This window comes from Gordonia sp. LMA167 (assembly GCF_058130025.1).
On sequence record NZ_CM176708.1, the window covers coordinates 5,656,496 to 5,674,402 of the forward strand.

The window sequence follows — 17,907 nt, forward strand, 5'->3', positions numbered from 1 at the left end:
ATGTACGAGTCATCGCTCGGACATGTCAACGGTGACCCCGGACCGGCCGACGACCACCCGGCCGGGTTGAAGCCGGCCGAGACGAGGGACGGAGCGCGGCGCGCTTTCGACCCCCTCACCGATCCGATCGACCCGGCGGATCTGCTGCCCCTGGATCAGCCGGGCGACCCCTCGCTGTGGGAGCGGGATCGCCACCGGGGCGGACCGCCCCCGGGTGCGTCCCCGGTCCCCGATGACCTCCCGACTGCGACGCCGCCGCGTCCGGCTCCCCCACTGACCCCGGACCGGTTCGCGGGCACCGACCGCCTGACACGGCCGGGCCCGTCCGAGGTACCGCAGCACGTCCCGCCGCCGGATCCGATGCCGTTCACCGGACCGCAGCCGGTGTCGTGGCCCATGGCGACGAATGTGGCCGCGACACACGTCACAGCAGCGCCGGCGACACCTCAGCCTGCGCCACCGACACCTGCGCCACCGAAGCCCCCGCCTGTGGCGGCCCCGTTGGTCGCTCCCGCGCCCGACACGTCGGCCCCTGGATTCGGCCACGAGTCGCCGACCGGCCCCGAGCCCGCCGTGGTCGCCTTCGGTCTGCAGAAGCGGTTCGGGGACAACGTCGCGGTTGCCGACGTCACGTTCTCGGTACCGCGGGGCACGATCCTCGGCCTCCTGGGTCCCAACGGCGCGGGCAAGACCACCACGGTCAACATGCTGTGCACACTGCTGCGGCCCGATGCGGGAACCGGCCTGGTGGCCGGCCACGACATCACCGATCGACCCGCGGACGTCCGCCGATCGATCATGCTGACCGGGCAGTTCGCCGCTCTCGACGAATCGCTCACCGGCCGCGAGAACCTGATCCTGTTCGGGCGGCTCCTCGGTCTGGGGAAGTCGGCCGCGGCCGCCCGCGCCGACGAACTCCTCACCTCGTTCGGACTGACCGACGCGGCCCGTCGACGCGTCGGCGAGTACTCGGGCGGCATGCGTCGGCGCATCGACATCGCCTGCGGTCTGGTGACGCGACCCGAGGTGGTCTTCCTCGACGAACCGACCACCGGTCTCGACCCGCGTAGCCGTCAGGAGGTGTGGCAGTTGGTTCGAGGGCTCCGCGACGAGGGCGTCACGACCGTGCTGACCACCCAATATCTCGAAGAGGCGGACGCGCTCGCCGATCAGATCGTGGTGATCGATCACGGCCGGGTCATCGCCGCCGGTACCGCCGATGACCTCAAGTCCCAGATCGGCACCTCGGTGTACCAGGTGACTCCCGCCGACCCCGCCGACGTCCCCCTGGTCCGCGAGACCCTGTCCGACCTGATCGGCGAGCCCACGAGGTCCGTTCGCGACGGCCACGAATCCGACAGCCACGCCCCCGCCGGCCACGACCCTGATGGCCACGACCCCGACAACAACTCCGACCCGGGTCCTGCCCTCTCGGTGTCCGTGCCCGCCCCGGACGGAGCCGACACCCTCGTGGAGATCGTGGGGCGGACGAGCGCCGCGGGCATCCGCCTGGCCGACGTCGCTTTGCGGCGACCGAGCCTCGACGAGGTGTTTCTCGCGCTCACCGAACCCTCCCCGAAGGTGACCCCATGATCAGCCACACAGACACATCCACCGAGAGGTCTGGCGCCGTCGGCCCACCCGCCGCGGTCGGTGTGGCCGAGCCGCAGATCAGCGCAGTGCAGCAATGGTGGGCCCTGGCCGTGCGAGGCGTGTCCGGGCTCATCCGGAACGGCGAGGTGATCTTCGCGATCATCGCCCCCGCGTTCCTGGCCGTGTGCTTCTACATACCGCTCCGGTCGCTGATGGACGCTTCCCCGGGCATGGACTACGCCCAGTACCTGATGCCGATCATCGCGTTGCAGTCGGTCGGATTCGTCGCATCGGCCTCGGCGATGCGCTCATCGGTGGATCGGGAACGCGGCATCAATGTTCGATTTCGCGTCTTACCGATGAAAGCGTTCGTACCGGTGGCGGCCCGCGGATCGGCGAACGCGGTCCTGCTGACGATCTCGCTGGTCTTCGCCACGATCGCGAGCCTGCTGATCGGGTGGCGACCGCACGGCGGTGTCACCGGCACCATCGGCCTGTACGCCGTCGCCTTCGGGGTCGGCATGCTGATCGCGGTCATCGCCGACGCGCTCGGACTGATCGCCCGCAGCCCACAGTCGACCAGCCAGTTGATCGGCCTCCCGGTGCTCATCTTCGGCATGCTGTCCACCGGGTTCGTCCCGGCAACCGAGTTCCCCGACTGGATCGCACCATTTGTGCGCAACCAGCCGGTCTCCCAGTTCTCCGACTCGATGCGGGCGTTCAACGACGGCAGCGCGACATGGTCGGTGGTAACGCCGACCGTGTTCTGGTGCGTCGCCATGGCCGCCCTCGCGACCGTTCTGCTGTTCTGGGCCGAACGGAGACAGCGGGCATGACGATCACATCGCGGGACACCGAGTCTCCGCCGGCCGGCGCCGAGGGCGCACCGGTCGCCGGGCGCGCTGTCGCGACCGGCCCCAACGGCACGATCAGCCCAGGGCCCGCGGTCTCTGGGGCCGTCACCTCCGGGCCCACCCCCTCTGGACCGGCCGGCACCGGCCCCATCACCTCCGGACCGGCCGTCTCCGGTCCGCCGGAGCAGACCATGACCGCATGGGTCACCCAGACCCTGATCCTGTCCGGTCGGCAACTCTCGGTCTGGGCACGCGACTACTCCACTCTCGGCCAGAGCCTGCTCTTCCCGGCGCTCACGATGGTCATGTTCAAGGTCGTGCTCGGCGGCGTGGTGAGCGACGCAACCGGACAGAACAGCGCGTTCGGTACGGTCCCGTTGGTCATCCTGGTCGGAGCGATGTTCGGCTCGATGGCGGCGTCGGTACGACTCAACCAAGAACGCTCGACCGGACTGCTGGGACGCCTGTACGTGCTGCCGATCAACCGGGCGGCAGATCTGAGCGCACGGATCGTGGCCGAACTCGTCCGGATCTTCGTGTCGACAGTGATCTTGCTGGTGACCGGCCTGTTCATCGGATTCCGGTTGACGCAGGGTGCGTGGGCGGCGATCGGCATCGTCGGCGTCGCGCTGCTCTACGGGATGGCCTTCTCGATGATGGTCCTCGCGTTGGCGGTCAACGCGCGACCAACCGCGCCGATCGTGCCGATGATCTCGCTCATCGCGAGCGTCATGATGTTCTTCAACTCCGGTTTCAGCCCGCTCGAGGCATTCCCGACCTGGCTGCAACCGATCGTCGCGAATCAGCCGATGACCCCGGCCATCGAGGTGATGCGGTCCCTGGCCATGGGTGGTCCGATCACGGAGAACCTCATCAAGGTTCTGGTGTGGGCGGTACTCCTGCTCGGTGCGTTCACCTACCCGGCGCTGCGTGGCTACCGCAAGGCCGCGACCGAACGCTGAAACCGGCCCGGACGCCGTAGGCTCACAGCATGCTCACCGACAAGACCGGAGCCGCAGTCTCGGTCCTGCACCAGCCGTCGGAGCGGCGCTACGCGATCGAGGTCGAGACGACCGCGCCGCCATCCCCGGTGACCGTAGGATTCACCGCCTACCGCGACCGCGACATCGACGGTTCCCCTGCCCGCGTCTTCTTCCACACCGAGGTCGCCGACGACTTCGCCGGACGCGGCCTCGCCACGATCCTGATCCGCGAGGCCCTCGATGCGACCCGCGCCGAGGGCCGCACCATCGTCGGCGTCTGTCCGCTGGTCGCGGCCTACCTACGCAAAAACCCCGAATACTCCGACGTCACCCACGCGGTGACACCCGACATACTGAGCTGGCTGAACGCGGAGCTGGGCTGACGCGCGTCCGGTACGCCGCGGAACTCATCCGAGCGTTCCGGTATGGACGGACACGCGACCGTCGACGCCGTACTCGATGCGGCGCACGCTCGGCTCGGCGTTCACGACGATCGACGCGACAACCGTCCGACCGGGCGGCAGCACGCGTGCCGTCACCTGACCACCGTCGACGGAACGCAGCGCATCGATCAGGACGCCATGCAATCGCCGGAGCGTCCCGTCGTCGGCAGACGCACTCAATACTCCGTCATCGAGCAACAGCACCGAGACGCCGCGTCGGCGCGCGCGCCAGACGGCCTCACGCACCTGCTCCGACTCCCAGGCCCGGGCCCGGATCCCATCTCTGAGCTGGGCCTCGGTCAGGCGCGCGTCCGCGACCTCGGCAGCGGTGAACTCGTGGCCGGCGACGATCTTCTGCAGGATCGGGCGGGCGCGACGATCCAGCCTGCGGAGTTGGCGATTGCGCTCGGCGGCACCGGCCGCAGTCGCCGCCTCCGCCGCCGCCTGACCGATCGCGCTCTCCCGCAGCATCCGTATCCGGATCACCATCGGCCGCGCCATGATCACGAACAGCGTCGCCACGACCATGACCGGGTAACAGAAGAATGTGATCTCCGCGCCGGCCGCGAATCCGAAACCGACCCGGTGACCCCACACACCCGCCACCAGCGTGCAGCCGACGGTCCCCGTCCAGGCCACGACCGGTCGACCATGCAGCGCCACCATCGTCAGCACGATCGTCACCGCCGAGACCGGTGGCGAGGTCTGCAGCGTGAGATAGGTCGCCGGCGGAAGACTCCACAACGCGATCGCCAGCCCGCAGAGCGCCAATCCGACCACCACGATCGCCACCGCGACCCGACTCTGCGCACCACGCGCGCGTACCACGAGACCGGTGGCAACCACGAAGATCGCGAGCGCACCGGCCAGGCCCACCCAGTCCGACACGGCCGTGATGTCGTGCCCGGCGCCGACCGAGACGACGACGTACACGACCGTGAAGATCGACAGGGCGACGGCCACCGTCGGGGAGCCCAGCCCGAACAGGTCGAGCGTGGCGTCGTCGAGGTCCCCGTCGTCCGCCACGACCGGGTGGTGGGTCATGATCGAGCCCACCTCACCGCGACCGTCGTTCCGACGCCGACCGCACTGTGTACCTCCGCGGTCCCTCCCGGAAGTGCCCCCATCCGTGCGTGGATCCCGGTCGTGATCCCGTACCGCTCCGCTCCGACCTTCCCCGGGTCGAACCCCACCCCGTCGTCGGTGATGGTGATGCGGACGGCATCATCGCCGAAGGCGCCGGAGATGGTGCAGCGGGCGCCGGCACCGGCATGCCTGCGCCAGTTACGCAGCGCTTCGCCGGTGGTGCCGATGACCGCGGCGACCGCCTCGGCCGGATAGAACACCTCACGGTCGGGCACGGTCAGCTCCACCCGGACGCCCTCGCTCACGGCCGCCGCCGACGCCCGAATCCGCTCGGTGAACTGGGCGACGTCCACTGCGGCGTGCTCGTGGTCGTCACCTCGATCGAGTTCATCGAGTGCCGAGGCGGCCTCCGCCACCAGACGTGGATCAGGACGCGCCTCATCGACCGCCAACAGGGACGCGATCACCTTGTCGTGGATCAACGCCGCGAATCTCGCCCGCTCGGCCTCCTGCGCCATGTCCGCGGCGCTCGATGCGGCGGCCGCGAGCGTCGCGGTTCGGCGCGCATCGAGCGACCGGACGTTGCGCGTCGTGGCATATGCGACAGCGATGAACACACCCGAGAGAGCCATCGTCAACGGGGCGCTCAGCATCTCGAGAGGTCGGACCTCACCGTAGAGCCCGACTTCGTTGGCCGCGTGAACCAGTACCGTGGCCACCACGAGGTTCGCCAACGCCCATCGGGTTCGGGACACGAGCACCAATGCGATGCTCGGCACGGCCGGGAACTGGACCAGCCACACGGTGTAGCGCTCCGCATCGTCGGGCACGCCCCGCCAGGCGGTGAACCAGAGCGCCGTCGCCGACAGGAAACCCAGCGCGCACGCATACCCCAGGGGCACCAGCCCGCGCGGAACCGTACGGAAGGTCGCGGCGACGAGCAGGCCCGCCGGTCCGACGACGAGGATCACACTGACCGGCGTCCACCACACGGCGGTCAGCCCGGCGTTTCGCATCGCCACCGGAAGCATCACCACCGTGAACGCGAGGAGCCCCAACCCGACGAAGCGGGACCCGGCACGTTCGAGTCGTCCGAGATCGGAGTCGTCGCGACCGGGTCCCCCGGCATCGGTTCGGGCCGGGGCGGCACGCGACCATCGATTCATGACCTTCATCGCGTGATCAGCACTGTCGTCCACCGAGTCCTCCGGATATCTCACCGTCCTCGGCACAGTCGTACCGTCGCGCCACCCCGGCGTCGTCGACGACGATCGTCGCGCGGGTCGTGCGTCCGGGAGGCATCACCCGGGCGGTGATCCGGCCGGACCGTACCCGTTCGAGCTCACCGACCAGCACATCATCGAGCCGCGATTGGATCGCCTCGGCCCCCACCATGCCCCCGTCGTCGAGGAGCACCACCCAGACCCCGCGTCGGCGTGCCTGCCACACCGCGGCGCGAACCCGTGCGGACTGCCACGCGGGGGCCCGAATTCCATCGCGCAGCTCGGCCTCCACGAGTCGGGCGCCGGCCACCTCGTCCGGGTCGAAGTCGTGGACGGCGGCAACCTGTTCGAGCAGTGGCCGCGCTCGCCTGTCGAGAAGGAGGAGTTGACGATTCCGTTCCTCGGCGGCCGCCCTGGTCGCCGCCGCATCTGCGGCGAAACCGATCTCTCGGGCGTGCAATGTCCTGATGCTGTCGGCCATGGGCCGCAACATGACCACGAACAGCGTCGCGAAGACCATCACCGGGTACACCCATGACGTGAAGACCAGACCCGACATGAAGCCGAGACCACGCAGCTCTCCCCACGCAGCTGCACACACGCTCAGCCCCACGGCACCAACCCACGCCACACCGAGTCGACCGCGGATGGCGAGCAGGGCGAGCACGACGATTCCGACGACTGCGGCGGGCAGGCACTGCAACGGTTCGAAGGTCGCAGAGGGCACCGACCACCACGCGCACGAGGTCCCGGCGATCATCATCGCGACACCTGCGATTGCCACCGGACGACCGAGCGGGTCGCCCACCGCTCGGGTCATCACGGCGACGTCGGCGGCGAGCAGGACAAAGGCCGCCGACAGCCCGATCCAACTCCACGCCGATTCAATCCGCAGACCCGATCCTGCGGTGGCGAGGACGTAGACGACCCCCAACGCGATCATCGCTCGCACAACGGTGGGAGAACGTAATCCGAAGAGATCGATCTCTCCGATCGGTACCGCTGCGGTTCCCGGCCGGGAAGTCGGTTCAGACCGCATCGCGGCCCTCCCAACTCAACACGACGGTGGTGCCGTGACCCGGTGTGCTGCCGATATCCGCTCGGCAGCCGCCCAGCGCCGCCATCCGACGTCGGATCGCCACGTCGACGCCCAGCCGGTCCGGGCGCACCTCGGCCGGGTCGAAGCCGGTGCCGTCGTCGACGATGGCCACTGTGGCGCGGTTGGCTCGCAGGTCGGCGGCGACCAGACACGATGCGCCCGGCCCGGCATGTCTGTCGTAGTTGCGGATGGCCTCACACATCGCATCGAGCATCCCGGACACGACATCGGCCGGATAGCGTCCCGCGGTGGACCGGTCGATGGTCACCGACCGTTCGATCCCGTCGTCAACCGAGATGGCCGCCGACCGCACCCGTTTCGCGAACTCGTCGGCGTCCATCGTCGCCGGCTCGGCATCGTCGTCACGACGGTCGAGCTCATCGAGCGCCGACGTCGCGTGCGCAGCGAGCGCCGGTGACGGCCGTCCGACGTCGATGGCCAGCAGGATCGCGATGACCTTGTCATGGATCAGCGCCGCGAAGCGCGAGCGCTCCCCCTCCTGCGCCGCCGACGCCGCCGACGCCGCGGCCCGCTCGATCGTCTGCGACCTCGTCTCGTCGAGGAGCATGGCAGTCCGCACCGTCACCACGGCCACCGCCAGGAACACGCTCGTCAGCGCGATGGTGAGCAGCGAACCCAGGTAGAGCTCGAGGCGGATGTAGCCCCTGGCCCCGAGTTGGTTGGCGGTCTGGGCCAGCGGCGTGGAACCACAGATGCAGGTCAACGCGAGTCGCGGGTGCCCGGTCAGCGCGAACAGGAGCCCCGGGACGCCGGGGAACTGGACCAGCCAGACACTCAGCGATGACCCGGGTTCCGCAGTGTCACCGGTCCATGCAAAGAACCACAGCACGGTGGCGACGACAAATCCCAAGCTGCACAGGGTCGCGAGCACGGTGAGGTTCGCGAGTTGCGGACGGTAGGACGCGACGATCACGGCAGTGGCCGGCACCACCACGAGGAGCACGCTGGTCGCGGGCCACCACGGGGCGGTGACGGCCCCCCGCGTCACGATGACCGGGATCAGTCCGATGGTGAAGACGATGAGTCCGCATCCGATGAACCGGGAACCGACTCGTTGGACGCGTGCCAGGTCCGAACGGTCGGAGGGGCCCAGGAGTCGCTTGCGCCAACGGCCGAGCGGCACCGAACCAGGACGGTTCGGTGCGCGATGAATCATCGTCGTCGCAGACACCTGATCATCCGATCCTCGCCTCGCCGTGTTCTCCTCTCGACGATGCCATGTCGCCGGACGTCGCGGGTGGGTCCCCGCCGATGCCGCCCAACTCGGCGTGGTCCGGACGGTGGCAGGTTCACTGCCGCCACCGATATGCGCCACGTGGACGCAGACGTGCCGGGGAATCAGCGTCGGCGGGATGTTCGGCTGCCGCGCGGGGATATCGCCGCGCCACCGGACCGGCACTCGCACCGTGCAGGATCACGCTGGCCAATACGGTGACGCCGATGGCCGCGACCGCGGCCTGCGCGCTCGGAGCGTCGCCGAGCTGTTCGACTCCCAGCAATGCGAACACCACCGATGCCAGGCCGCGCGGGCCGAACCAGCCGATGAGCAGTACGTCGCGGCCCGGGAGTCCGGTGCCGATCAGCGAGAGGGCCACCGGGACCATCCGGAACACCGTGAGGGCGAGCAGCGCGTAGCCGGCCATGAGCAGCAGGTCACCGGCCTCGACGACGTGTCCGGCGAGTGGGATCAGGGTCGCACCGAACAGGAACCAGACGACCAGTGCCAGCAGTTCGCCCACGAGTTCGGGGAGTACCTCCAACGTCGTCGATGCGTCGTGCTCGCTGCTCGGCACGCGCACGGCCGGCGGGGGCCCCGACGTTCCCTCGGCACGGTCGCGCTCGATGATGTGACCGAACGCCATACCAGCGACGAATGCAGCGATGAACCCGTTGCCCTCGACAGCGGTGGCGAGCGCGAAGACACCGGCCGCCGCGGCCAACGCGGCGATCTGCCGGGTCTTCACCGACGACAGCTCGCGGGCCGCGGAGATGTTGATGATCCATGCGGCGAGGCCACCTGCGGCCAGGCCGATGCCGACGCCCAGGAGCAACTCCTTCGCCGCCTCCCCGAGCGTGATGCCCTCGGCCCCGCCGACGCCCAGGGCCGTTGCGGCGATCGCGATCGCCAGGGTCACCACCGGCGTGGCGATGCCGTCGTTGAGGCCGCTCTCCACATTCAGGGTCAGCCGCAGACGTCGCGGAATCCGCTCGTCGTTGATCACCGCGACGCTCAGTGCCGCGTCGGTCGGAGCCAGAGCGGCACCCACGAACAGCGCCAGACCCCAGTCGAACTGGTCGAAGAGCACCTCCGCGCCGACGGTCCCCAGGACGATCGTCATCGGCAGCCCCAACACGAGCAACCGCGCCGGCAGCCGCACGGCGCGACGGAGTCGACCCACGTCGACCCGCGACGCGTCGGTGAACAGCACCAGGCCGAGCGTGACCTCGGCGAGCGTATGGACCACCGACGTGTCGACGTCGACCGTCAACAGGCCCCAGTCCGGGTTGCCGAGCAGGTAGCCGACCGCGACGAACAGCAGCGGACCGGTGACGTCGTGGCGCGTCAACAGCCGGGACAGGACCGCCCACGCCAACAGGAGCAGACAGATGACGGCCACTGTTGCGTCGGTCATCGCACACCCACCGACCCGACCCCGTTCATGCTCGGATTATGCAGCACCGGGGCGGTCCGCGGCGGTCCAGAAACGCCGAACGGCCCGCTCCCCCCTCGGGGAACGGGCCGTTGCGATGTAACTCGCTGCGAGTCGGCTTACTTGGCCTTCTCCAGCACCTCGACCAGACGCCACCGCTTGGTCGCCGACGTCGGGCGGGTCTCCATGAGCCGCACGCGGTCGCCGATACCGGCGGTCTCGTTCTCGTCGTGTGCCTTGACCTTGCTCGTGGTCCGGATGATCTTGCCGTAGAGCTTGTGGCTCTTACGATCTTCCAGCTCGACCACGATGGTCTTCTGCATCTTGTCGCTGACCACGTAGCCGATCCGCTCCTTGCGGTCGTTACGCGTCGTCGTTTCGGTCACTTTCTGGTCCTCACTCATGCGTCTTCACCTTCCGGTCCCGACGCAAGACCCAGCTCGCGCTCCCGCATCACGGTGTAGATACGTGCGATCTCGCGACGCACGGTCCGCAGACGACGGTTGTTGTCGAGCTGGCCGGTGGCCATCTGGAAACGAAGGTTGAACAGCTCTTCCTTCGACTCTTTCAGGCGATCGACCAGATCGGTGTCATTGAGCTCACGCAGCTCGGTCGCAGCAACTCCGAGTGCCATCAGAACTGCTCCTCTCTGGTCACGATCCTGGTCTTGATCGGGAGCTTGTGCTGCGCGCGGCGCAGGGCCTCGCGAGCGATCTCCTCGTTGGGGTAGGTCATCTCGAACAGCACACGACCCGGCTTGACCGGGGCGACCCACCATTCCGGCGAACCCTTACCGGAACCCATGCGGGTCTCGGCAGGCTTCTTGGTCAGCGGACGGTCCGGGAAGATGTTGATCCACACCTTGCCGCCACGCTTGATGTGCCGGTTGATGGCGATACGAGCGGACTCGATCTGACGGTTGGTGATGTACGCGCCTTCCAGAGCCTGGATGCCGTAGTCACCGAAGGTCACCTTGGTGCCGCCCTTGGCCTGGCCCTTCAGGCTGGGGTGATGCTGCTTGCGGTGCTTGACCCGGCGGGGGATCAGCATGATCAGCCCTCCTGCTTCTCAGTGGCCGCACCTGCACCCGCGGTCGCTTCTGCCGGAGCCTCCGCCGCGCGTCCCGCGTCGGTGCTCGTGGCAGTGGTGCCGGAAGCACCGCTGCGACGGGGCCGGCTGGGCCGGCGGGGACGACGGTCCTCGGTGGCCGGCGCGGCTGCACTCAGCTCACGCTTGCCGCCGACGATGTCGCCCTTGTAGATCCAGACCTTCACGCCGATACGGCCGAAGGTGGTCTTGGCTTCGTAGAGTCCGTAGTCGATGTCGGCGCGCAGCGTGTGCAGCGGCACGCGTCCCTCGCGGTAGAACTCACTGCGGCTCATCTCTGCGCCGCCCAGACGACCCGAGCACTGGACCCGGATGCCCTTCACGTTCGGCTGACGCATCGCCGACTGGATCGCCTTGCGCATCGCGCGACGGAACGCCACACGGTTGCTCAGCTGCTCGGCGACGCCCTGGGCCACCAGCTGGGCCTCGGACTCTGCGTTCTTCACCTCGAGGATGTTCAGCTGCACCTGCTTGCCGGTCAGCTTCTCCAGGTCGCCACGGATCCGGTCGGCCTCGGCGCCACGGCGACCGATGACGATGCCCGGACGGGCGGTGTGGATGTCGACGCGGACCCGGTCACGGGTGCGCTCGATCTCCACCTTGGCGATGCCGGCGCGCTCGAGTCCGGTGGACAGGAGCTTGCGGATGGCGACATCCTCTTTCACGTACTCCGCGTACTGCTTGTCGGCATACCACCGCGAACTCCAGTCGGTGGTGATGCCCAGACGGAAGCCGTGCGGGTTGATTTTCTGGCCCACTACTAGGCTCCCTTCTGCTTCGGCTGACGCGAGCGACCGCGGCCGGCCGACGCCTTCTCCGGAAGGCTCTCGACGACGACGGTGATGTGGCTGGTGCGCTTGCGGATGCGGAACGCACGACCCTGCGCACGCGGCTGGAACCGCTTGAGCGTGGGGCCCTCGTCGGCGAATGCGGTGGCGACGACCAGGGTCCGGCGATCCAGATCCAGGTTGTTCTCCGCGTTCGCGACGGCGCTGGCGAGGACCTTGTACACCGGCTCGGATGCCGACTGCGGTGCGAACCGCAGGATGTCGAGGGCCTCGTCGACGTTCTTGCCGCGGATCAGGTCGATCACGCGACGCGCCTTCATCGGCGTCACGCGCACGAACTTCGCGGTTGCCTTGGCTGTCGGATTATCGGTCTGCGTAGTCATTACCGGCGCTTCGCTTTCCGGTCATCCTTGATGTGACCCTTGAAGGTGCGGGTGGGGGCGAACTCGCCCAGCTTGTGCCCGACCATGTTGTCCGAGACGAACACCGGGACGTGCTTGCGACCGTCGTGGACGGCGAAGGTGTGACCGATGAAGTCCGGGATGATGGTCGAACGGCGCGACCAGGTCTTGATGACCTGCTTGGTGCCCTTCTCGTTCTGCGTGTCCACCTTGGCAAGCAGGTGGTCGTCGACGAACGGGCCCTTCTTGAGGCTGCGTGGCATTCTCTAACTCCCTCCTGTGCTTATCGCTTGTTCTTGCCGGTACGACGACGCCGGACGATCAGCTGATCGCTGGCCTTGTTCTTACGGGTCCGGCCTTCCGGCTGGCCCCACGGGCTGACCGGGTGACGACCACCCGAGGTCTTGCCCTCGCCGCCACCGTGCGGGTGGTCGACCGGGTTCATCACGACACCACGCACGGTCGGGCGCTTGCCCTTCCAGCGCATGCGGCCGGCCTTGCCCCAGTTGATGTTGCTCTGCTCGGCGTTGCCGACCTCGCCGACGGTGGCGCGGCAGCGCACGTCGACGCGACGGATTTCACCCGACGGCATACGCAGGGTGGCGTAGGTGCCTTCCTTGCCCAGCAACTGGATGGATGCGCCCGCACTGCGGGCCATCTTCGCGCCGCCACCCGGGCGCAGCTCGACGGCGTGCACCTGGGTACCGGTCGGGATGTTGCGCAGCGGCAGGTTGTTACCCGGCTTGATGTCGGCGGTCGCGCCGCTCTCCACCACGTCGCCCTGGTTCAGACCCTTGGGCGCGATGATGTAGCGCTTCTCGCCGTCGACGTAGTGCAGCAACGCGATCCGCGCAGTGCGGTTCGGGTCGTACTCGATGTGTGCGACCTTGGCGTTGACGCCGTCCTTGTCGTTGCGACGGAAGTCGATGAGGCGGTAGGCGCGCTTGTGGCCGCCACCCTTGTGCCGGGTGGTGATGCGGCCGTGCGCGTTACGGCCACCACGACCGTGCAGCGGGCGAACCAGCGACTTCTCCGGATGATCGCGGGTGACCTCGGCGAAGTCTGCGCCACTGGCACCACGACGACCCGGGGTCGTCGGCTTGTACTTACGAATAGCCATGTCTCTAGTCCCTCAGTTCTCGAGTCCCGGTCAGCCGACCGGTCCTCCGAAGATCTCGATGGGCTTGCTGTCGGCGGACAGCGTCACGATCGCGCGCTTGGTGTTCTTGCGCTTGCCGTAGCCGAAGCGGGTGCGCTTGCGCTTGCCCTGCCGGTTGGCGGTGTTGACGCTGGTGACGCTGACGTCGAAGATCTTCTCGACCGCGATCTTGATCTCGGTCTTGTTCGAGTCCGGATGCACCAGGAAGGTGTAGACGTTGTCCTCGATCAGTCCGTAGGACTTCTCGGAGATCACCGGTGCCAGGATGATGTCACGCGGGTCAGCCTGCGTAGGCATATCAGGCCTCCTTCTTGTTCTGCTCGATGAACGCGTTGAGCGTCTCGACGCTGAACACCACCTCGTCCGAATCCAGGACGTCGTAGGTGTTGAGCTGATCCGGCGCGATCGGCAGAACGTTCTGCAGGTTCGCGACGCTCTTCCATGCGGTGTCGTCCTCACGGCCGAGCACCACCAGGAACTTGCGACGGTCGCTCAGCGCCTCGAGGAACACCCGTGCCGACTTGGTCGACGGGGTCTGCCCGGCCACCAGCTCGGTGATCACGTGGATGCGCTCGTTGCGTGCGCGGTCCGACAGCGCACCGCGCAGGGCGGCGGCCTTCATCTTCTTCGGGGTGCGCTGGCTGTAGTCACGCGGCTGCGGGCCGTGGACGGTGCCACCGCCGGCGAACTGCGGTGCGCGGGTCGAACCCTGGCGGGCCCGACCGGTGCCCTTCTGGCGGTACGGCTTGGCGCCGCCACCGCTGACCTCACCGCGGGTCTTGGTCGCGTGGGTGCCCTGGCGGGCGGCGGCCTGCTGGGCCACGACCACCTGGTGCATCAGCGCGATGTTGGCCGGCGCGTCGAACAGGTCGGCGGGCAGGTCAACGGTGCCGTTGGTCGAGCCGTCAGCGGCCTTGACGTCCAGCGTCAGCTTCGTCGTTGTCTCGGTGCTCACTTGGTCGCACCACCCTTCACTGCATCACGGATCACCACGATGCCGCCCTTGCGGCCGGGGATCGCGCCCTTGATCAACAGCAGACCGGCTTCGGCGTCAACCTTGTGCACGGTCAGGTTCTGCGTGGTCACGGTGTCGTTACCCATCCGGCCCGCCATGCGCATGCCCTTGAACACACGACCCGGGGTGGCGCAGCCACCGATCGAGCCGGGTGCACGGTGCACGCGGTGCGCGCCGTGGCTGGCGCCCAGACCGGAGAAGCCGTGGCGCTTCATGACGCCGGCGAAGCCGCGGCCCTTGGAGGTACCGGTGACATCGACCTTGGTGCCGTCCGCGAAGATCTCCGCGGTCAGCTCCTGGCCGATCTCGAGCTCCGAGACGTCCGCGATGCGGATCTCGGCGAGGTGGCGACGCGGTGTCACGCCGGCCTTGGCGTACTGCCCGGCGACCGGCTTGGTGACCTTGCGCGGGTCGATGGCGCCGTAGGCGAGCTGCACGGCGGTGTAGCCGTCACGGTCCGCGGTACGGAGCTGGGTGATCACGTTCGGTCCGGCCTGGATGACAGTCACCGGAACGACACGGTTGTTTTCGTCGAAGACCTGGGTCATGCCGAGCTTGGTGCCCAGAATTCCCTTGGTCGCACTCTGGTTACTCATGATTTCTTCTCGCCCCCCGCCTACTGGATGTTGACGTCGACGCTGGCCGGCAGATCGATGCGCATCAGCGCGTCGACCGTCTTCGGCGTCGGGTCGAGGATGTCGATGAGTCGTTTGTGGGTGCGCATCTCGAAGTGTTCGCGGCTGTCCTTGTACTTATGCGGCGAACGGATGACGCAATAGACGTTCTTCTCGGTGGGCAACGGCACCGGGCCGACCACGCGTGCCCCGGTACGGGTCACGGTTTCCACGATCTTGCGCGCCGAAGCGTCGATCGCCTCGTGGTCATAGGCCTTGAGCCTGATGCGGATCTTCTGTCCCGCCACGCTGTGTCCTCTTCCGTCAGTTGTTCTCGACAGACAAACACCGCGTGACCTTCTCGCCCCGCGAACGGGGACCGACACAGATCGTCGGCGGACACATGACCACCCGCGTGAGATTCGGGGATCGACGCTGTTCATCTATCGTTGTACGTAGGTTCGCTCTGGGAGCGAACCGGTTGTGCTCCGGCACCCGCGGTCGGGCGTGTCGTGACCATGAACCTGATTCGGCGCATGCGTTTCACGCCCTGGCCCGGAATCCGGGGCCTGGGAGTCATTCACCTGAACGAGGCCGCAGACAACCCTGCGTCCGCCGCTCAAGGCAACCCGACAAGTATGCACCAGGTCGGGGTGCATATTCAAATCCGGGCCGCAAGCGCTCACCAGGTCGTGCGTTGCGGTCGATGGCACGGCAGTCGACACCACCCGGCGAGCCAAAGACCCTAGGCCTTGGAACCCGGCGAGCCGAAGACCCCAGGTCCTGGCACGGAGGTCGACAGAACCCGGAATTTCGCCGAGAGAACCGCCCCAGCCACGAACCCGACGCACCCCAATCCAGGTTCTCTCGGCGAAATTCCGGGTTCTGTCGACGCGAATAGGGGTTCTCTCGACGCGAATCCAGGTTCTGTCGACGCGAATAGGGGTTCTCTCGACGAAATTCCGGGTTCTGTCGACGCAAAGTCGCCCTCTCCCGACGCGAAGTCACGAGACAACTTACCCACAAGTAAGATCGCCCCATGGCCCTCTCCCCCACCTACGCACTCCGTCGCCGACTGCCGGACAACCTCGTCGGCGATGTCCTCTTCTCTCTGGGCATGGTCGCGCGGGTGCCCTACTTCGGTACGGTGCTACCCCTCGTCAGCGAGATGCGACCGGGCTACTGCCGGGTCAGCGGCCCGAACTGGTTCGGCGTCCACAACCACCTCGGTACGTTCCACGCGATCGCCGCCTGCAATCTGGCCGAGGCCGCGATGGGGATGTTGATGGAGGCCACCACCCCGGCGAGCCACCGGTGGATTCCCAAGGCGATGAACACCCAGTACCTCGCGAAGGCAACCACGCGCCTGACCGCCGAGGCCCGGCTCGTCGACCCGGTGGACTTCGATGCGATCACCGACGGCGCCGACGTCACCGTCAGCGTCCGAGTCCTCGACAAGCGTGACACCGAGGTCGTTCACTGCGATATCACCACCTGGGTGACACGTCAGGCTTGACGCGACAGAACTGTCCTGTCCCTGCCGGCCCGACCCGCCGGGCCGGCGCCTCACCGGAAGCAGGCCCGCCAGCCGCCGCTACGCAGAACGCCGACGTCGCAATACCGTGCGCTCGGGTAATAGGCACCCATCGTGGCCGCCGGATTCGTGCCGCGTGCCTGCGACGCCATGACACTGCGCGAATAGAACCCGCCCGCGGGCAGCATCTGGCGATAGATGAGGACCTTCTGCGGCACCGCAGTGGTTCCCCAGGGAATCCAGGTCACCGAGGGGTCGCCGGTCGGCCGATCGGCGGGTGCGGCCACGACATAGGTGTAGTAGCCGTCCCGGTCCACGCGCGTCCGGTAGTCGGCAGCACACGAGACCACCGGATACGGGGGCACGCGGTCGTTCTGGCACATCGACCAGTAGCGCAACTGTGTGGCGGCGGTCGGTGACACACCCGCGCGCGTGTTGGGGAAGGTGGGAGCACGCCCACGGATGACCACCACCCGACCCGGCCGGTAAGAGACGACGGCGCCGAGGTAGCGGCCCTCACCGTTGGCCAGCAGGCCGTCGGTGCTCCGCGGGTTGACGAAGGTCGCCTCCGGCAGGTTCGGCGCGAACGCCGCGTTCGCGGCCCCCACGAGCGGGACGCTCAGGCCGGCCGTGATCAGTCCCCCGAGTGCGCCGTTGCTGGCATAGGAACTCGCGCACGGCGCCATCACCGTCGACCCGCCGCCCACGTGCATCGTCACCGTCGGCAGCTGTACACCACCGTTGGGTGACGCCGCGTTGTGTGGGACGTAGATCCGCTCGATGAGCAGCCCCGCCGACGGGCCGGAGAACTCATTGCGCGACGCAGTGGCAGGTCGGGTCACCACGGCCGCCCGCCAGCGCCGGCCCGGCCCCGACCCCTGACCCGAATATGGGTTCGTGCTCCCCGCATTCGGCCGAATACGGCTGTCCCGCAACCAGTCCACGGCGGTCAACCCGGTGCCATAGGTGTTGAACGAGAAATACCGCGCATCCGGGTAGGTGCCGTTCAGCTCGATCCAGTCACCCGCTCCCAGCAGATAGGGCGTGACCCAATAGGTCGCGTTCGTCTCCGGGAAGCCCAGATTGAGATCGCCGAGATGGGTCCGCATCTGCCAGGCACACCCGGGAGCCGGCGCGTGGCCCTGCGGGGCGGCCGACGCCGGCGTGGTCAGCAGGCCCGTCACCACGATGGCGACAACGAGAGCGATGGCGACGCGGAAAGCGCGTTTGATCATAGGTACCCGACCTCCTCCGACCTGCCGAATATATGACCCCGGGATCGATCTGGCCTCCGCTCGGCCACAAGTGGGCGGAATGTCGGATTGCGTTGCGGCTG

22 protein-coding genes are annotated in these 17,907 nt (G+C 67.9%); 5 read left to right on the plus strand and 17 right to left on the minus strand.

All coding sequences use genetic code 11. The features are described 5' to 3' along the window. The 4 genes from ACVT6V_RS25320 to ACVT6V_RS25335 are packed head-to-tail and all read left to right on the plus strand — an operon-like array spanning nucleotide 1 to nucleotide 3,813. A complete protein-coding gene (locus ACVT6V_RS25320) occupies nucleotides 1-1,593 on the plus strand; it encodes an ATP-binding cassette domain-containing protein (protein WP_489896832.1) in 1,593 nt (530 codons plus the stop codon). After that, nucleotides 1,590-2,429 (plus strand): ABC transporter permease, encoded by an 840-nt coding sequence (locus tag ACVT6V_RS25325; protein WP_489896833.1) that lies wholly within the window; start codon nucleotides 1,590-1,592, stop codon nucleotides 2,427-2,429. The genes ACVT6V_RS25320 and ACVT6V_RS25325 overlap by 4 nt, the downstream gene beginning before the upstream one ends. After that, the gene (locus ACVT6V_RS25330; protein ID WP_489896834.1) at nucleotides 2,426-3,409 is read left to right on the plus strand and encodes an ABC transporter permease; all 984 of its coding nucleotides are present in this window, start codon (nucleotides 2,426-2,428) and stop codon (nucleotides 3,407-3,409) included. Before ACVT6V_RS25325 ends, ACVT6V_RS25330 begins: the two co-directional genes overlap by 4 nt. A 29-nt stretch (nucleotides 3,410-3,438) precedes the next feature. Next, on the plus strand, nucleotides 3,439-3,813 hold the full coding sequence (locus tag ACVT6V_RS25335; protein WP_489896835.1) for a GNAT family N-acetyltransferase: 375 nt from the start codon (nucleotides 3,439-3,441) through the stop codon (nucleotides 3,811-3,813). A 24-nt stretch (nucleotides 3,814-3,837) separates the two neighbouring features. On the opposite strand, the gene ACVT6V_RS25340 is transcribed toward ACVT6V_RS25335, so the two are convergent. The 16 genes from ACVT6V_RS25340 to rpsJ all read right to left on the minus strand — a co-directional run bounded on the left by ACVT6V_RS25340 (nucleotide 3,838) and on the right by rpsJ (nucleotide 15,345). Beyond that, nucleotides 3,838-4,917, minus strand: coding sequence for a DUF8320 family protein (locus ACVT6V_RS25340; protein WP_489896836.1), 1,080 nt, complete (start codon nucleotides 4,915-4,917; stop codon nucleotides 3,838-3,840). Continuing rightward, nucleotides 4,914-6,158 carry a sensor histidine kinase gene (locus ACVT6V_RS25345; protein WP_489896837.1) on the minus strand — a complete coding sequence of 415 codons (1,245 nt, stop codon included), beginning with the start codon at nucleotides 6,156-6,158 and terminating at the stop codon, nucleotides 4,914-4,916. Before ACVT6V_RS25345 ends, ACVT6V_RS25340 begins: the two co-directional genes overlap by 4 nt. After that, nucleotides 6,142-7,221, minus strand: a complete 1,080-nt coding sequence (locus tag ACVT6V_RS25350; protein WP_489896838.1) for a DUF8320 family protein — start codon at nucleotides 7,219-7,221, stop codon at nucleotides 6,142-6,144. Before ACVT6V_RS25350 ends, ACVT6V_RS25345 begins: the two co-directional genes overlap by 17 nt. Beyond that, nucleotides 7,211-8,473 carry a sensor histidine kinase gene (locus ACVT6V_RS25355; RefSeq protein WP_489896839.1) on the minus strand — a complete coding sequence of 421 codons (1,263 nt, stop codon included), beginning with the start codon at nucleotides 8,471-8,473 and terminating at the stop codon, nucleotides 7,211-7,213. Before ACVT6V_RS25355 ends, ACVT6V_RS25350 begins: the two co-directional genes overlap by 11 nt. A 118-nt stretch (nucleotides 8,474-8,591) precedes the next feature. Continuing rightward, the gene (locus ACVT6V_RS25360; RefSeq protein WP_489896840.1) at nucleotides 8,592-9,935 is read right to left on the minus strand and encodes a cation:proton antiporter; all 1,344 of its coding nucleotides are present in this window, start codon (nucleotides 9,933-9,935) and stop codon (nucleotides 8,592-8,594) included. 137 nt (nucleotides 9,936-10,072) lie between these two features. Further along, nucleotides 10,073-10,357 carry a 30S ribosomal protein S17 gene (gene rpsQ, locus ACVT6V_RS25365; protein ID WP_489896841.1) on the minus strand — a complete coding sequence of 95 codons (285 nt, stop codon included), beginning with the start codon at nucleotides 10,355-10,357 and terminating at the stop codon, nucleotides 10,073-10,075. Next, nucleotides 10,354-10,587 carry a 50S ribosomal protein L29 gene (gene rpmC / locus ACVT6V_RS25370; RefSeq protein WP_489896842.1) on the minus strand — a complete coding sequence of 78 codons (234 nt, stop codon included), beginning with the start codon at nucleotides 10,585-10,587 and terminating at the stop codon, nucleotides 10,354-10,356. The genes rpsQ and rpmC overlap by 4 nt, the downstream gene beginning before the upstream one ends. Beyond that, nucleotides 10,587-11,003 carry a 50S ribosomal protein L16 gene (gene rplP, locus ACVT6V_RS25375; RefSeq protein WP_004020548.1) on the minus strand — a complete coding sequence of 139 codons (417 nt, stop codon included), beginning with the start codon at nucleotides 11,001-11,003 and terminating at the stop codon, nucleotides 10,587-10,589. Before rplP ends, rpmC begins: the two co-directional genes overlap by 1 nt. A gap of 2 nt (nucleotides 11,004-11,005) precedes the next feature. Continuing rightward, on the minus strand, nucleotides 11,006-11,818 hold the full coding sequence (gene rpsC, locus ACVT6V_RS25380; RefSeq protein WP_489896843.1) for a 30S ribosomal protein S3: 813 nt from the start codon (nucleotides 11,816-11,818) through the stop codon (nucleotides 11,006-11,008). A 2-nt stretch (nucleotides 11,819-11,820) separates the two neighbouring features. Then, nucleotides 11,821-12,231, minus strand: a complete 411-nt coding sequence (rplV, locus tag ACVT6V_RS25385; protein WP_489896844.1) for a 50S ribosomal protein L22 — start codon at nucleotides 12,229-12,231, stop codon at nucleotides 11,821-11,823. After that, a complete protein-coding gene (gene rpsS, locus ACVT6V_RS25390) occupies nucleotides 12,231-12,512 on the minus strand; it encodes a 30S ribosomal protein S19 (RefSeq protein ID WP_005203946.1) in 282 nt (93 codons plus the stop codon). Before rpsS ends, rplV begins: the two co-directional genes overlap by 1 nt. A gap of 20 nt (nucleotides 12,513-12,532) precedes the next feature. Then, on the minus strand, nucleotides 12,533-13,369 hold the full coding sequence (gene rplB, locus ACVT6V_RS25395; protein ID WP_489896845.1) for a 50S ribosomal protein L2: 837 nt from the start codon (nucleotides 13,367-13,369) through the stop codon (nucleotides 12,533-12,535). A 30-nt stretch (nucleotides 13,370-13,399) separates the two neighbouring features. Beyond that, nucleotides 13,400-13,705 carry a 50S ribosomal protein L23 gene (gene rplW, locus ACVT6V_RS25400; RefSeq protein WP_489896846.1) on the minus strand — a complete coding sequence of 102 codons (306 nt, stop codon included), beginning with the start codon at nucleotides 13,703-13,705 and terminating at the stop codon, nucleotides 13,400-13,402. Between the two features lies 1 nt (nucleotide 13,706). Beyond that, complete coding sequence (rplD, locus tag ACVT6V_RS25405; protein WP_489896847.1) at nucleotides 13,707-14,363, minus strand: 50S ribosomal protein L4; 657 nt, start codon at nucleotides 14,361-14,363, stop codon at nucleotides 13,707-13,709. Next, nucleotides 14,360-15,019, minus strand: coding sequence for a 50S ribosomal protein L3 (rplC, locus tag ACVT6V_RS25410; RefSeq protein ID WP_489896848.1), 660 nt, complete (start codon nucleotides 15,017-15,019; stop codon nucleotides 14,360-14,362). The genes rplD and rplC overlap by 4 nt, the downstream gene beginning before the upstream one ends. Before the next feature lie 20 nt (nucleotides 15,020-15,039). Next, nucleotides 15,040-15,345 (minus strand): 30S ribosomal protein S10, encoded by a 306-nt coding sequence (gene rpsJ / locus ACVT6V_RS25415; RefSeq protein ID WP_003938093.1) that lies wholly within the window; start codon nucleotides 15,343-15,345, stop codon nucleotides 15,040-15,042. Nucleotides 15,346-16,076: 731 nt separating this feature from the next. Between rpsJ and ACVT6V_RS25420 the strand changes: the two genes are divergently transcribed. Further along, nucleotides 16,077-16,553 (plus strand): hotdog fold domain-containing protein, encoded by a 477-nt coding sequence (locus tag ACVT6V_RS25420; protein ID WP_489896849.1) that lies wholly within the window; start codon nucleotides 16,077-16,079, stop codon nucleotides 16,551-16,553. 50 nt (nucleotides 16,554-16,603) lie between these two features. On the opposite strand, the gene ACVT6V_RS25425 is transcribed toward ACVT6V_RS25420, so the two are convergent. Further along, the gene (locus ACVT6V_RS25425) at nucleotides 16,604-17,806 is read right to left on the minus strand and encodes a hypothetical protein (RefSeq protein ID WP_489896850.1); all 1,203 of its coding nucleotides are present in this window, start codon (nucleotides 17,804-17,806) and stop codon (nucleotides 16,604-16,606) included. Nucleotides 17,807-17,907 lie beyond the last annotated feature (101 nt).

Coding starts and splice junctions, on each gene's coding strand:
- rplB (WP_489896845.1), bottom strand. CDS start 13,369: ATGGCTATTCGTAAGTACAAGCCGACGACCCCGGGTCGTCGTGGTGCC.
- rplW (WP_489896846.1), bottom strand. CDS start 13,705: ATGCCTACGCAGGCTGACCCGCGTGACATCATCCTGGCACCGGTGATC.
- rpmC (WP_489896842.1), bottom strand. CDS start 10,587: ATGGCACTCGGAGTTGCTGCGACCGAGCTGCGTGAGCTCAATGACACC.
- rplP (WP_004020548.1), bottom strand. CDS start 11,003: ATGCTGATCCCCCGCCGGGTCAAGCACCGCAAGCAGCATCACCCCAGC.
- rpsQ (WP_489896841.1), bottom strand. CDS start 10,357: ATGAGTGAGGACCAGAAAGTGACCGAAACGACGACGCGTAACGACCGC.
- rpsS (WP_005203946.1), bottom strand. CDS start 12,512: ATGCCACGCAGCCTCAAGAAGGGCCCGTTCGTCGACGACCACCTGCTT.
- ACVT6V_RS25330 (WP_489896834.1), top strand. CDS start 2,426: ATGACGATCACATCGCGGGACACCGAGTCTCCGCCGGCCGGCGCCGAG.
- ACVT6V_RS25360 (WP_489896840.1), bottom strand. CDS start 9,935: ATGACCGACGCAACAGTGGCCGTCATCTGTCTGCTCCTGTTGGCGTGG.
- ACVT6V_RS25350 (WP_489896838.1), bottom strand. CDS start 7,221: ATGCGGTCTGAACCGACTTCCCGGCCGGGAACCGCAGCGGTACCGATC.
- rplV (WP_489896844.1), bottom strand. CDS start 12,231: ATGACTACGCAGACCGATAATCCGACAGCCAAGGCAACCGCGAAGTTC.
- ACVT6V_RS25335 (WP_489896835.1), top strand. CDS start 3,439: ATGCTCACCGACAAGACCGGAGCCGCAGTCTCGGTCCTGCACCAGCCG.
- ACVT6V_RS25420 (WP_489896849.1), top strand. CDS start 16,077: ATGGCCCTCTCCCCCACCTACGCACTCCGTCGCCGACTGCCGGACAAC.
- ACVT6V_RS25320 (WP_489896832.1), top strand. CDS start 1: ATGTACGAGTCATCGCTCGGACATGTCAACGGTGACCCCGGACCGGCC.
- rplC (WP_489896848.1), bottom strand. CDS start 15,019: ATGAGTAACCAGAGTGCGACCAAGGGAATTCTGGGCACCAAGCTCGGC.
- ACVT6V_RS25325 (WP_489896833.1), top strand. CDS start 1,590: ATGATCAGCCACACAGACACATCCACCGAGAGGTCTGGCGCCGTCGGC.
- ACVT6V_RS25425 (WP_489896850.1), bottom strand. CDS start 17,806: ATGATCAAACGCGCTTTCCGCGTCGCCATCGCTCTCGTTGTCGCCATC.
- ACVT6V_RS25340 (WP_489896836.1), bottom strand. CDS start 4,917: ATGACCCACCACCCGGTCGTGGCGGACGACGGGGACCTCGACGACGCC.